This window comes from Enterococcus casseliflavus NBRC 100478, assembly GCF_001544095.1.
GTDB classification, from domain to species: Bacteria; Bacillota; Bacilli; order Lactobacillales; family Enterococcaceae; genus Enterococcus_D; species Enterococcus_D casseliflavus.
The window spans coordinates 102,055-115,071 of sequence record NZ_BCPT01000008.1 but is presented as its reverse complement, the minus strand read 5'-3'; the positions used below and the strand labels follow the sequence as shown (position 1 = coordinate 115,071).

Genomic DNA, 13,017 nt, shown 5'->3' with positions numbered 1-13,017 from the left:
TAAGCACCCAATTGGAGTGAATCAGCCATGAATTTAGTTAACCCTCGCACGTTTAATCCAGAAATCATCTATCTCTTTGACCCATGGACGCAATCAGAAAGTCATGGAGAAATGCACCATCATGACTTTTTAGAAATCAGCGTCTTATTAGAAGGAGAAAGTACCTATTATTTTGAAAAAGAACCAGCGAAAAAAATCCGTGCTGGCAGCGTCATGCTTTTCAATCCTGGCGTCGATCACTGCGAATTGCAGCCTAAGGGCACTCGCTCCCATCAGCTGCATATTGGTTTAAAAAATATTTCTTTGGAAGGGTTTAAACGGAATTTTTTCCCTAACAAACACCCCTTGTTGGAGCTAGGCAAATACCATCATCAAGTTTTGGAAAAAGCCTGGCAGTTGGTGAGAGAAAGCAGTGAAGAGCGGGATGAGTTTCAATTGATGCAAAAGGCTGTTTTGATGGAGATGCTCGTCTACATTTTACGTGGACTAAATGAAGACCATATCAATGTCGTGCCTTACCTTTCCAAAAGCCAACGACGACAACAACAGATCGTCAACTATACGGTCTATTACTTGGAAAATCATTACAAAGAAGAAATCACGTTAGAGAAGCTCGCACAGGATCAATTTCTCAGCCCGACGTACCTTTCAAAGATTTTTAAAGAGGCGACGGGTGTCAGTCCCATCAACTACTTGATTGAGATTCGCTTAAAGCGTGCCAAAGACATGTTAAAAAATGAAAACCTCACGATCAAAGAAGTCGCCTCTGCTGTGGGCTATCAGGATGCTTATCACTTTAGCAAGTCTTTTAAAAAACTTTATGGTGTCTCTCCTTCTGGGGTATTGCCAAAACCAAAAAATTAAAGAGCAAGCCGATGACCTTCCTTCGAATGAAGAATCATCGGCTTGCTCTTTTTTATTCATTGAATAAAATAGTTCATAAAAAGACTGGCAATGTTGAAGTAGATCAAAACACTAGTCAAATCGCTAAGGGTCGTGATAAACGGACCACTTGCCACTGCTGGATCAAAACCCAGCTTGTCCATCAGCATCGGGATCAAACTTCCCGCTAAGTTGGCTACTGTGATGGCACACATCATCGCCATCCCAATCACAAACCCTAGAATCGGATTTTGTTTCCAGACAGCTACGATAGCAAAAATCGTCAACCCCGTGATGGCACCTGTGAACAGTCCTGTCAGCACTTCACCGACCACCGTCTTCATAAAGCTGTTTTCTTTGTCGTCATTGATCGCCAGACGACGAACGGCTACGGCTAAGGATTGGGTACCAGCATTACCGGCAGTTCCGGTGATCAGTGAGATAAAGACGGCGAGAATACTTGCTTCGCTGACCAACTCTTCATAATGACTGATCAGACTGGCGGTTGCCATTCCGAGAAAGAGTAACGTGATAAGCCAAGGCAAGCGTCTCGAAGATGCTTTGATTGGGTTCTCACTGACTTCTTCCACATTGACCCCTGCCAAACCAGAGTAGTCACTGGCTGCTTCATCATCGATAACGTCGATGATATCATCGACGGTCACGATCCCTAATAGGTGATCGTCATAATCGGTGACTGGCAATGCGAGAAAGTCATAATCTCGGAAGGTCTGAGCGACATCCTCTTGGTCATCTCCAACATGGACCGACATCACCCGCTCGTTCAAAATATCCGCGATCATGGTATCTTCATCATTGATGATCAAGTCTCTTAAAGAAATAACGCCCACAAGCTTATTATCAGTATCCACGACGTAAATATAGTAAATCGTCTCGGCAACATCTGCGGCATTTTTTAAGACATACATCGCTGAACGAACCGTTTGGTTGGCAACAATGGAAACAAACTCGGTAGTCATCAGCGATCCAGCAGTTTCATCTTCATAATGCAGCAGCTCTTTGATTTCGCTAGCAGCTTCAGCGGTCATCAAACTCAAATATTTTGCTGTTTGTTTTTTATCCAAAGTATTCAGCAGGTCAACCGCATTATCGGTATACATTTGCGCCAACATATCAGCCGCATAGGCGGGGCGCATCTCTGAAAGATAGTCTACCATGTGTTCATCATCTTCTTCAATGACGTCAAACATGTCTGCCAATTCTTTCGGGGAAAGATACGTATAGACGATTTGTCGATCGGCTGCTTCTAGAGATTGGTAGAACTGACCCTGCTCGTAGATATGCAGATCCAAGAACGCCTCACGAAATCCCTGGATATCATTGTCTTTTAATGCTTGATTCAGTTGATCAAACCGTTCAGTTAATTCTTGATTTTCATCCAATCTCTTCACCTCATTTGTTATTGCCTATCCATGGCTGAGCAAACAGCGGCCATGTCTGCTGGTAAGGGCAGCTTAAAAGCCAACGGTTCATTCGTAAAGGGATGCTGAAATTGCAGCTGACAGCAGTGTAATGCTTGTCGTTTGATCCCAAGAGCCATTGTACCGCCATACATCTCGTCTCCTAATAAGGGACAACCGATTGCAGAAAAATGGACCCTTATTTGATGTGTCCTGCCTGTGTGTAACTGAATATCAACTAAAGCGCAATCTGAATTGCGTTGTTTTAGCCAATACTCCGTCCGTGCTTCTTTTCCTTCGTCACTGACCTTGCGTTTCAATAGTGACGTCAGGTCCCTAGCAATCGGCAGCTCAATCTCACCATGGGCAGAAAGTGCGGGCAGTTCACCAGCAACGAGGGCTTGATATTTTTTTACGACCTGCTTCTTTCGCAACTGGCTATCCAGCTTCGCATGGGCAAACCCATGTTTTGCAAAAAGCATCAGTCCTGATGTGTCACGGTCTAACCGCGTGACTACATGAATCACTTGATCTTCATAGTGCTGCGCTTGATAGTAGGCCTTGACGCGATTGGCCATCGTGCCAGTCGGATGATATTGCGCAGGGATCGATGAGATGCCTGCTGGCTTATTCACGACTAACAGATGGGCATCTTCATACACGACCTCAATCGGTGTCGGGTCAGCCAGCATCGTCTCATGTTCCCCTTCAGGAGGAATTACAATAGTTACCCTATCATTTTGCGCCAAAGAAAACAAGACGTTTTGCTCGTGATCGTTGACAAATATCTTTCCGCCTTGAAATTTGATTTTTGCTAACAGTCCTTTGGACACCCCTTGTTCCTTCAAAAAGTATTTGACTTGCTGTCCTTGTCCAGTATAGTGATACGTAAATTCCATGGGTTTATTCTTCTCCAATAAAGGAATCTTTGACCCGATTCCAAAAATGCATATGCCGATAAGACGCAAAATGAATCCGTTCATCGGCAATACGGTAATAGATAGCATCGATTTCTTCTTGTTCGATGGTAAACTGATCGATCGTCACTAAATAGTCGGTGCTTTGCTGCAGTTGTACTTTGACCCATTCATGGTGACCCACGACGATCGGCGAACCAAGGGTCCGAAAGACACGATTGTTCAACGAAGCAATCTCTGCCAATTGAAAGGCATTGATACTTGGGTGCAAGACTGCCCCACCAACACTCTTGTTATAAGCAGTGGAGCCGGTGGGCGTTGAGATCGATAAGCCATCGCCGCGAAACTTTTCAAAGAGGTCTTCTTTAATAGAAATATCGGCAACCATCGTTCGATTGCCGCGCTTGATCGTTGATTCATTCAATGCTAGGAAATGCTTGTCTGATTTTCCATTCGCATACGTGATACGGACATCTAATAACGGATAGCTGACGCTTTTTTGATGGTCATTGCATAATGACTCGACTAGTTCTTCCAATTCATAATCTCGCCAGTCCGTGTAAAAGCCGAGATGACCCGTATGGACGCCTAAAAACTGTACTTGATCCAACTTATGATTGTACAAGTGAAAAGCAGAAAGGAGCGTGCCGTCTCCCCCAACAGAAATCACTAATTCAGGATTGTCTTGATCGATCTTATTTTCTGATTGTTCTAAAAGCGTAGTTAAACGCTTTGTCACTTCTACCGACTTGCTTTCTTGATTATGGACGATTGCCACGCGGATACCTTTCATTCCGTTTCCCCCTTTGGCAACGGGTTCTGATCATGTCCGCCTCGCTTGCCTTTCCCATGTGAAAATAACCGTTGTGCCTCTTGGATCTCTTCACGGATATTGGACATTTCTTCGTCTAGCTGATAGGCGGCTTCTGCCGACCGACGTAGCCGTTCACTGATTTCAGCGGGAAATTCCCCTTGGTATTTGTAGTTTAATGAATGTTCGATCGTTGCCCAAAAATTCATCGCTAGTGTCCGAATTTGAATCTCAGCCAAAATAATTTTTTCCCCGTCGATCAGTTGAACGGGATATTCGATCACTAGATGGTACGAACGGTAACCACTGGCTTTTTTATTGGTGATATAGTCCCGTTCAATGATCACTTTCATGTCTTTACGTGTACGCAACAGTTCAACGACTTGGTGAATGTCTTCCACAAATTGACACATGATTCGCAAGCCAGCGATATCAGACATCTCTTCTTCTAGCCGATCCAAAGCAATCCCACGTAATTTACTTTTCGTTAAAATGCTATCCACTGGCTTGACCCGCCCAGTGACAAATTCAATGGGAACATGCTTGTTTTGTTCCCGATATTGTTTTCGTATGCCTCTTAATTTTACTTTTAATTCTGAAACCGCCTGTTCATAAGGCGCTAAGAATTCTTCCCAATCTCGAATCATTCTTCTCCCTCGATTCTGTTCATAACATACCTCTTATTCTACCATACTCTTGGAATAAAACTGAATGAACAGAAGAGCAGAAACAAAAGATTTTTTGTCTCTCCCCCAACGTCTCAGCTTTTCTTTGTTTGGTTTCTTTGACGGAATAGCTGAAACAGCGTACACTATGGTTGCAATAGAAAGAGAGTGAGAAACGATGGTCGAACAAGTAGAGATTGAATATAAAACAATGTTGACGGAAAAAGAATACCACCAGCTGCTTGCTTATTACAATTTGTCAGAAGAAGCATTTAAGATACAAACCAACTACTATTTTGATACGGTAGATCATAAGCTGCAGGAAAAGCAGTTCGGCTTGCGTATTCGCACGACTGCTACCAATGCGGAATTAACGCTAAAAACCCCCATTGAGCACGGTCTGCTAGAAACGACTGATCCTTTGACAATCGAAACCGCAGCGTCATTGATCGCGTCAGAAAAAATTTTAAAAACAGGTGTGGTTGCTCAACGTTTAAAAGCAGCGGATATCGAACCTGATTCATTACACATGATCGCAGCATTAAAAACGAAACGGGCGGAATTTCCAATCAATGAAGGATTACTTGCTTTGGATGAAAGCTGGTATGGTCAACAGCATGATTATGAGTTGGAGTTAGAAGTCAACGAGCCGATTAAAGGAAAAGATGCCTTTCACTCCTTGTTACGTCTCTTTGGCGTTCCTTACCGACCAGCGAAAAACAAGATCATCCGAGCCGTTGAAGAAAAATCATAGTAAGCTGTCCTTTTGCTTACTTTTTTCGCGTTTTTTTGCTATATTTAATAAAACATACTTATTTTGTTTTTCAAGGTACAAAAGAATCTTAATTGGGGAGAGATTCAAATGATCGAACTGTTTTTATTTATTAATCCGATTGGGCCTATTTGTTATGATATCGAAAAAGAGATTCTCAATAAATTAAACACCAGCCGCAAAAAAATCCATTTGCAGATCCTACCTTTCGTTAACTTGTTTTCCGTAGGTGTCTCAATGGACTATTTGTCCATGAATAAGACGGATTTGGTCTTGCGAAATGAACAGACCAACCAAATCTATGCTGCATCACTGGACTATAAGGCCGCTCAGTTGCAAGGGAAAAAAATTGCGCGGGATTTCTTGTTGAAACTGCAACAACGGATAGGGATCGAAAGACAAGAATATAGCGATGCCTTAGTGAAAGAATTATTTTCTGAAACGAATGGTGATTTAGAGATGTTCCTAGAAGATCGATCCTCTGAGCTAGTGAAAAAGAACTTTGCCACCGATCAGCGTGTAGCCAAAGATATGGGCATCACGATCACACCCTCTGCTGTGGTGTATGATTTTTCAAGTGAAGAAGAATATGGGGTCCTTTTAGAAGGATCAGAGGAACTGAGAAGTCTTCCGCTCGTCTGTGGTACAGCAACAGAACTCGATACATTCTTGCAAAAAGCTCAGTCTTTGAAAGCACCAAAACTTTCCACTATTCATGAAATTGATCGCGGGTTGATTCTTTTATGAAACCCTATTCAATAGCGACGCTGCGCAGCGAGCCAAACGATGATCTTGTGTTTGGCTCGCTGCGCAGCGTTTTTTATTGTGGACAAACAAAAAAACAAACCAATCCTTTACGGATTGGTTCGCTTTTCAATTATGCTTCAATTTCTTTGACGAGTTCTTCCAATTCATTCAAGCGTTGCTCAAATACTTTCATCGCGTCTTCAATATAATCTGCTTTTGTCATATCGACGCCCGCTTTTTTCATGACTTCGATTGGATAATCACTGCGTCCAGCTTTCAAATAGTTCAAATAGTTGGTTAAGGCATCTGGTTCACCTGCTAAGATTTTCTTCGCTAAAGCAGAAGCTGCCGAAAATCCGGTTGAATACTGGTAAACATAGTAATTGTAATAGAAATGCGGAATGCGTGACCACTCAAGACGAATCTCAGGATCTTTTTCAACAGAAGGTCCGTAGTATTTTGCATTTAACTCGGCATAGTTCTCGCTTAAGAACTCACTGGTCAATGGCGTTCCTTTCGCATCTTCCACGTGCATGAAGTGTTCAAACTCGGCAAATTGCGTTTGACGGAAAATCGTTCCTTTGAAGCCATCGAGAAAATGATTCAAGACATAAGCTTTGACCCGTGGATCTGTTTCAGTCTGCAGCATATACTCTGTCAAAATATTTTCATTGGTGGTTGAAGCGATTTCCGCTAAAAAGATCGAATAATCCCCATAGGCGTAAGGCTGGTTATTACGTGTAAAGTAACTATGCACACTGTGTCCCATTTCATGAACAAGAGTAAAGAGTTGATCCAATCGATCATTCCAGTTCATCAGGATATATGGCAGCGTATCATAGGCACCAGAAGAATACGCGCCACTGCGTTTGCCTTTGTTTTCAACGACATCGATCCACCGATTGCTGAAGGCTTCTTCAACCACTGCAAGGTATTCTTCACCTAATGGTTTTAACGCTTCTTTCGCTTTTTCGACCGCTTCTTCATAGGTATAACGAATAGGCGCTTCCCCTAAAATTGGCGTATAAACATCATACATATGCAACGTATCGACAGCCAATAGGCGTTTTCTTAATGCCATATAACGATGCAACAATGGCAGGTGCTGATTGACGACGTCCACTAATGTATCGTAGACACTTTCAGGAATATGGTTGGCACTCAAAGCGGCTTGCCGTGCCGAATCAAATTTGCGGGCTTTTGCTTTAAAGTTATGAGCTTTGATATTGGTGCTTAATGTTTGGGCAAAGGTATTGCGGAATTGCTCATAGACACCATAAAGACCTTTAAAGGCTGCTTCACGGACAGATCGATCCGTGCTTTCCATCAACTCACCGTATACACCATGAGATAACTGTACTTTTTCCCCGTTTTCGTCTTCAACTACTGGAAAATCCAAATCAGCATTGTTTAAAACAGAAAAAATGTTGCCAGGTGCCCCAAAAATTTCGCCAGCACCAGCTAATAACGCTTCTTGCTCCGCTGGCAAGACATGTGGACGCTCGTTGATGGTTTTTTCGATCATATGACGATAAACAGCTAGTTTCGGCTCTTGATCGAAATAGCCCCAAATCGTTTCATCAGACATTGTCAATAGCTCAGGATCAAACCAAGCAACGGCTTCACTTACTTGCGCAACCAAGTTACTTGCTTTTGCATACAAGCCTTGATACGTCGTATTGGCAGTATCTTGGTCGTTTTTCAAATGACTGTATACATAGAGTTTCTCTAAACGACGAGAAAGCGCTAAAACAAATTCTAATGCGGATAAGAAGGCTTGCGGCCCATCGGCTAAAGTGCCTTGGTAACGACTTGCTTCTTTGACTTGTGCTTGGATCTCTTGAAATTCTATGTCAAAAGCCGCATCATCGGCATAGATTTTCGTTAAGTCCCACGTTTTTTCGACTGGAATCGATTCACGTGCTGGTAATTGTTTTGTTTCTGACATTCCCTTCACTCCTTGTTCATTGGTTAAAATTATCTTATCATACTTTTCAGTGAAACCAAATCATTGGCTTAAAAAGAAACCGAATTTTCTAAATATTGGCATTCTTGAAAGAGTCCGCGCAAAATTTCCCGTTGATCCAGTAACGGGAATTGCCATTGCCAATCCAGCTGCCGTAGCCGTGCCACCCATTGATCAAAACGAAGTGGACAGTCACTTAAATAAAGAAAGCGAAAAACCAATATTCAATGCTCAAATAAAATGCCAAAGCTGCTTGCACAATAGCACCACATAGGCAGCTGGGAGACATTGCCTTTTAACGGATACAATATTTCTTGGATCATACGGATTTTTGGCAGGTTCTTTCGCAGTTTTTGTATCAACCAGACCTGATAGTCTGCAGCAAGCCACTCAGGAGGACGGTGATGGTTTGATCTTTGTCCTTTGCACAAAGGGCGAAGTGTTTCTTTATGGTAAGGCGCCCCTTTTCGAGCATCGCTTTGTTGACTGCTGACTCCTTCTTGATAGTGCCAGTTGATTTGTTCTAACTTCATTAAGGATTGATTTTGCGTATCAATCAGCCACAAACAAAAACCAGTTGCCTGATAACTACAGCAGGCTCTTGTCAAAAGTGACCATTGGCGTTTCGGATGCAATTTCTCCCCTAAGATCCACCATGGTCGATAGCCGTTTGCTAAATACGTGCTGGTTCTTTCAAGAAATCGTGAAAACTTTAGGGAAGAACACTGTACTTCAATGGCGATATTCTTATAACAAAGGTCAGGACGCTGTTGGAGTTTAGGCAAAAAAGCTTCGATCTCAATCCCTGTATCTTGAAACCATTCAAACAATAGTTGTTTGGCTTCCAAGTGTTCCTTCGTCTCCCCTTCGCTGTAAGTCTGACAATCAGCAGTTGCTTGATGGGCAAAGTGGGGCTGTCGCTTGGTTCCTTGCCGCAAAGTCACTTCTTGGTGACACCCTGGGCAATAAAAAGGACCTGATGCTTTCTTTCTCCCTTTCGCTGCAATGACTTCTTTTCTTTGGTTCAATGCTTTCAGCATCTAACTCACCTCAATAAAAGATACGCCATTTTCATCAAACACAATTGAAAAAGCCAAGAACATTAGCAACATGTTCTTGGCTGGAAATGAATTTCATTCATTAATCATTCTTGAAGTAGAAACGAGTCAATTCAAGTGCATCGTTTTCCATGATCAACTGACCATATTCAGATAAAACCTCTGGCGTCACTGATGTCCGTTGGGCAAATTCCATCAAATAAGAAAGTGCGTTCTCCACTTCAATATCAGTAACCTCTGCATCCATGAATCGAATTTCAATATAATAATGGTTACCCATTTGGTAAAGATTGGTTGCAACGGAATCCAAATATACTTCGGATGCCAATTGAATCATATCTTCGAATCGCAACAACTCGAATACAAAACGATTGCCGATGTCTTCTGCTTGCTCCGACTCTTGTAATTGAGCCGCCACATGCTTTTTCAACATGTCGGTAATGTCTTCATTCGCTTCATCGTTCATCTCATCAAAATTTTCCATTCCTTCTGGTGGAAGATTTTTGCTAATAAACAATTCTAACCCATCGCCTTTAGGCAAGACTTGGAAAGTTACAGCTTCACTGCCCTTAAATTCTTCGTCAATATCAACTTCTTCAAGAATACTGTAAAAGAAGTTTTCAATTTCATTGTGATTTCCTAGAAGGTCAAGAAAAGTGATGCCTCTCGCAGCTAAGTCTTCACTTTTGATCAATACACGAATGGTGTTCTCATTGATATGTTCCATTTCCATATTAGCTACACCTCACTTTTGCTACTCACTATAGGTTCATTGTATCGAAACCTGATAAAAAGTAAAGAGAAAACGAATATCCTCTTAAGAAAAACGTAAAAACTCAAAAAAAGACTCACTTTCAAAGAGAAAGCGAGTCGATGAAGTCAAATTTATAATCCTGCCATTAATTGCGCTTGTCTTAGTTCCAGTTGGCGAACATCCCTAGGTAAGAACCGACGAATTTCATCTTCGTTGAACCCAACTTGCAATCGTTTTTCATCAATCATGATCGGACGACGCAATAATCCTGGGTTTTCTTGAACAAGTGTCAATAAATCTTTTAGGGGCAGGTCATCTAGATCCATATTCAACTTTTGGAATACTTTGGATCTGGTGGAAATAATTTCTTCTGTGCCATCTTCTGTCATTTGTAGAATTGCCTTAAGCTCAGAAATATTTAACGGTTCTGAAAAAATATTTCTTTCAACAAAAGGGATTTCGTGCTCTTGTAACCACGCACGAGCTTTGCGACAAGATGTGCAACTTGGGGAAGTGTATAGTGTCAACAACGTGCATCTCTCCTTTTTAATTTTCAATCAAGCAAGTCCTGTTCCCTCGCTTGATTTCAATTATACAGGTTTAACTAAAAAAAATCTAGTCTAAATCTCATATTTTTTAATAAAACTCGAAAGTTATATTAAAAGCGAAACCTTTAAGGCAAAAGGTTTCCTTCAAAAAGTTTATTTTTAAATGAGAAAACTCAAATTTTTTTTTAATATTACTCCTTTTATACAACAGTGTGTCAAAGGTTTATCAAAAAGATGTCAGAATATTAAAATATTCTTTTAACAGAAGGCAACGTTTTTTAATTTTCCTCCGAAAATTACAGATGTAATCAAAAACTGAGCGAAAAACCAAGGCAGTCGCTCAATCGTTTTCAAAAGAACTTTTTCACGATCCTTCCTTTGCCGAGAAACGATCGCGCTACAAGGAAAATGATTGTTATTTTTTTGTGCTAGTAATCGCAATCACTCTCTTTCTTCTTGGTTTTATTGTATCACATTCCTTTTTAATCAGAAAACCATAGAAGCATTTCTGTCATAATCTGCTATAAAACAGCAGCAGAAATGAACATCTGCTTATAAATGAAAAGGGTTTCTCACAAAAAACTCAGTAAAAAACGATCAATCCAAGAAGCCAGCCAATTTGTTACTTGGTCACTGACAAAGCATAATAGACTGTACTATTCTTGAACTGATCGTTTACCATGTCTTTCTTCTAAGCGAGTGTTGGTTCTCGGTCACGAGCGAATTGAGCATCATGCAATGCACGATAATGCCCTCTTCTCGCCATCAACTCTTCATGGGTTCCTTCTTCTAAGATGCCCTTCTCACTAACGACAATGATTCGTGTCGCATGTTTGATCGTTGCGAGGCGATGGGCAATGATCAAGGTTGTACGCCCATCTGCCAAAGAATTCAATGATTCTTGGATCACTTGTTCCGTTTCGGTATCTAACGCTGAAGTTGCTTCATCTAAAATCAGAATCGGCGGATTTTTCAAGAACATCCGAGCAATCGCTACTCGCTGCTTTTGGCCACCGGATAATTTGACGCCTCGTTCACCGATGACCGTATCCAAGCCATCCGTCATTTGATCAATGACTTTTTCTAAGTGTGCCAATTTGACTGCCTTTAAAATCTCCTCTTCTGTTGCATCAAGTTTGCCATAAGCAATATTTTCTCGAATCGTTCCTGGGAAAAGAAAAACATCTTGCTGCACCGTACCAATCTGCTGACGTAAAGATGCCAAGGTCATCTCCTGAATATTGATGCCATCAATCGTAATGGCGCCTTCCGTGACTTCATAAAACCGCGGCAACAAGTTGCATAACGTTGTTTTCCCTGAACCACTTTGCCCAACGAAGGCGATCGTCTCACCCGCTTTGATCGACAAGTCGATGTGATTCAAGACTTTCGTCGCATCCGCATAGGAAAAAGAAACATCATGGTACACGATGTCTCCCTTTAAGGAAGTTACTGCCCGTGCGCCTGGCTTGTCTTTGATCGTCGGTTCTTTATCCAACTCTTCGGTCAAGCGTTTGAAGCCAGCGATGCCTTTCGGATAGCTTTCGATCATCGTATTAACCTTCTCGATTGGTCTAACAAAGACATTTGACAATAAAATAAACCCTACGAACTGACCGTTCGTCAGTTCACCACGAATCACGTAGTAGGCACCAAAGATCAGAGCAAACAAGTTGATCAACCGAATCAAGAAATAATTGTACGCTGAACTGATTGCCATTACCTTATAAAAAAGGATTTTAGACTGCCGATAAATCTCACTTAACCCGTCAAAACGTTTATGTTCAAACGTTTCATTGGCAAATGATTGTGTCACTCGAATGCCACTGACAGATGCTTCCACTCCGGCGTTGAACTCACCGAGATTATCATAGATCTGTGTGTTGACTTTGGTCATTTTCTTATTGAAAAAAACCAAGGCGATCGTAATCAAGGGAATCAACGCAAATGTTGCCACAGCTAATTGAACATGCATATTTAACATCAATAGGAATGAACCGACCAAAGTCATAATGGTAATAAAAACATCCTCTGGACCATGGTGAGCGACTTCAGAAATCTCAAAGAGATCCGTAGTCAATCGACTGATCAGCTTGCCAGTCTTTTGATTATCATAATATTCAAAAGATTGCGTTTGCAGATGTCGAAATAACTCTTGACGCATATCAGTTTCAATATTGACCCCAAGTTTATGACCATAAAAAACCACGATATATTGCAACACAGTATTGATCACATAAAACAAGAACAAGCCTAAGCATGCCAACAGTATTAGGCGAAAGTTGTTCTGAGGCATGATCTTATCGATTACTTGGTTGACGGCAACTGGAAAGGCTAGTTCCAATAAACCAGCAAATACCGCACAAGTAAAGTCGAGTATAAATAGTGACCGATACGGTCGATAATAACGAAAAAAACTTTTTAACACATTTCCCCCTCCTCAATAGCTTTCATTATAAGCAACTCTCAGTAGAAA

The 13,017-nt window shown here is 41.5% G+C and carries 13 protein-coding genes; 3 read left to right on the top strand and 10 right to left on the bottom strand.

Annotation, left to right across the window (positions count from 1 at the left end):
• The first annotated feature begins 27 nt into the window (after nt 1-27).
• On the top strand, nt 28-864 hold the full coding sequence (locus ECA1_RS08615; RefSeq protein WP_010749431.1) for an AraC family transcriptional regulator: 837 nt from the start codon (nt 28-30) through the stop codon (nt 862-864).
• Nucleotides 865-920: 56 nt separating this feature from the next.
• On the opposite strand, the gene mgtE is transcribed toward ECA1_RS08615, so the two are convergent.
• From mgtE to yjbM, 4 genes are read right to left on the bottom strand one after another with little or no spacing between them, the layout of a single operon-like run.
• The gene (gene mgtE, locus ECA1_RS08610) at nt 921-2,285 is read right to left on the bottom strand and encodes a magnesium transporter (RefSeq protein WP_010749430.1); all 1,365 of its coding nucleotides are present in this window, start codon (nt 2,283-2,285) and stop codon (nt 921-923) included.
• Nucleotides 2,286-2,302: 17 nt separating this feature from the next.
• Complete coding sequence (locus tag ECA1_RS08605; protein ID WP_060792244.1) at nt 2,303-3,202, bottom strand: RluA family pseudouridine synthase; 900 nt, start codon at nt 3,200-3,202, stop codon at nt 2,303-2,305.
• Nucleotides 3,203-3,206: 4 nt separating this feature from the next.
• Nucleotides 3,207-4,004 (bottom strand): NAD kinase, encoded by a 798-nt coding sequence (locus tag ECA1_RS08600; RefSeq protein WP_026008090.1) that lies wholly within the window; start codon nt 4,002-4,004, stop codon nt 3,207-3,209.
• A 5-nt stretch (nt 4,005-4,009) separates the two neighbouring features.
• Nucleotides 4,010-4,678, bottom strand: coding sequence for a GTP diphosphokinase (yjbM, locus tag ECA1_RS08595; protein ID WP_005229708.1), 669 nt, complete (start codon nt 4,676-4,678; stop codon nt 4,010-4,012).
• Between the two features lie 196 nt (nt 4,679-4,874).
• On the opposite strand from yjbM, the gene ECA1_RS08590 reads away from it, so the two are divergent.
• Both ECA1_RS08590 and ECA1_RS08585 read left to right on the top strand, forming a co-directional pair.
• Complete coding sequence (locus tag ECA1_RS08590) at nt 4,875-5,450, top strand: CYTH domain-containing protein (RefSeq protein WP_060792243.1); 576 nt, start codon at nt 4,875-4,877, stop codon at nt 5,448-5,450.
• A 108-nt stretch (nt 5,451-5,558) separates the two neighbouring features.
• Nucleotides 5,559-6,215: a ClpXP adapter SpxH family protein gene (locus ECA1_RS08585; RefSeq protein WP_005229705.1), complete on the top strand. Its 657-nt coding sequence runs from the start codon at nt 5,559-5,561 to the stop codon at nt 6,213-6,215.
• A gap of 130 nt (nt 6,216-6,345) precedes the next feature.
• Here ECA1_RS08585 and pepF read toward each other — a convergent pair whose 3' ends face one another.
• From pepF to ECA1_RS08560, 6 genes are all read right to left on the bottom strand, one after another.
• Complete coding sequence (gene pepF, locus ECA1_RS08580) at nt 6,346-8,163, bottom strand: oligoendopeptidase F (protein ID WP_016610833.1); 1,818 nt, start codon at nt 8,161-8,163, stop codon at nt 6,346-6,348.
• A 68-nt stretch (nt 8,164-8,231) separates the two neighbouring features.
• The gene (locus ECA1_RS17820; protein ID WP_236596039.1) at nt 8,232-8,402 is read right to left on the bottom strand and encodes a hypothetical protein; all 171 of its coding nucleotides are present in this window, start codon (nt 8,400-8,402) and stop codon (nt 8,232-8,234) included.
• A gap of 3 nt (nt 8,403-8,405) precedes the next feature.
• Nucleotides 8,406-9,221 carry a competence protein CoiA gene (locus tag ECA1_RS08575; protein WP_236596038.1) on the bottom strand — a complete coding sequence of 272 codons (816 nt, stop codon included), beginning with the start codon at nt 9,219-9,221 and terminating at the stop codon, nt 8,406-8,408.
• A 100-nt stretch (nt 9,222-9,321) separates the two neighbouring features.
• The gene (locus ECA1_RS08570) at nt 9,322-9,972 is read right to left on the bottom strand and encodes an adaptor protein MecA (protein WP_005229698.1); all 651 of its coding nucleotides are present in this window, start codon (nt 9,970-9,972) and stop codon (nt 9,322-9,324) included.
• A 152-nt stretch (nt 9,973-10,124) separates the two neighbouring features.
• On the bottom strand, nt 10,125-10,523 hold the full coding sequence (spxA, locus tag ECA1_RS08565; RefSeq protein WP_003127030.1) for a transcriptional regulator SpxA: 399 nt from the start codon (nt 10,521-10,523) through the stop codon (nt 10,125-10,127).
• A gap of 709 nt (nt 10,524-11,232) precedes the next feature.
• A complete protein-coding gene (locus ECA1_RS08560) occupies nt 11,233-12,969 on the bottom strand; it encodes an ABC transporter ATP-binding protein (protein ID WP_060792242.1) in 1,737 nt (578 codons plus the stop codon).
• Between the last annotated feature and the right edge of the window lie 48 nt (nt 12,970-13,017).

What these genes read in the sequence shown, in the direction of transcription:
- ECA1_RS08615 (WP_010749431.1), top strand. Translation starts at nt 28, where the DNA reads ATGAATTTAGTTAACCCTCGCACGTTTAATCCAGAAATCATCTATCTC.
- ECA1_RS08605 (WP_060792244.1), bottom strand. Translation starts at nt 3,202, where the DNA reads ATGGAATTTACGTATCACTATACTGGACAAGGACAGCAAGTCAAATAC.
- yjbM (WP_005229708.1), bottom strand. Translation starts at nt 4,678, where the DNA reads ATGATTCGAGATTGGGAAGAATTCTTAGCGCCTTATGAACAGGCGGTT.
- ECA1_RS08590 (WP_060792243.1), top strand. Translation starts at nt 4,875, where the DNA reads ATGGTCGAACAAGTAGAGATTGAATATAAAACAATGTTGACGGAAAAA.
- ECA1_RS08585 (WP_005229705.1), top strand. Translation starts at nt 5,559, where the DNA reads ATGATCGAACTGTTTTTATTTATTAATCCGATTGGGCCTATTTGTTAT.
- pepF (WP_016610833.1), bottom strand. Translation starts at nt 8,163, where the DNA reads ATGTCAGAAACAAAACAATTACCAGCACGTGAATCGATTCCAGTCGAA.
- ECA1_RS08575 (WP_236596038.1), bottom strand. Translation starts at nt 9,221, where the DNA reads ATGCTGAAAGCATTGAACCAAAGAAAAGAAGTCATTGCAGCGAAAGGG.
- ECA1_RS08570 (WP_005229698.1), bottom strand. Translation starts at nt 9,972, where the DNA reads ATGGAAATGGAACATATCAATGAGAACACCATTCGTGTATTGATCAAA.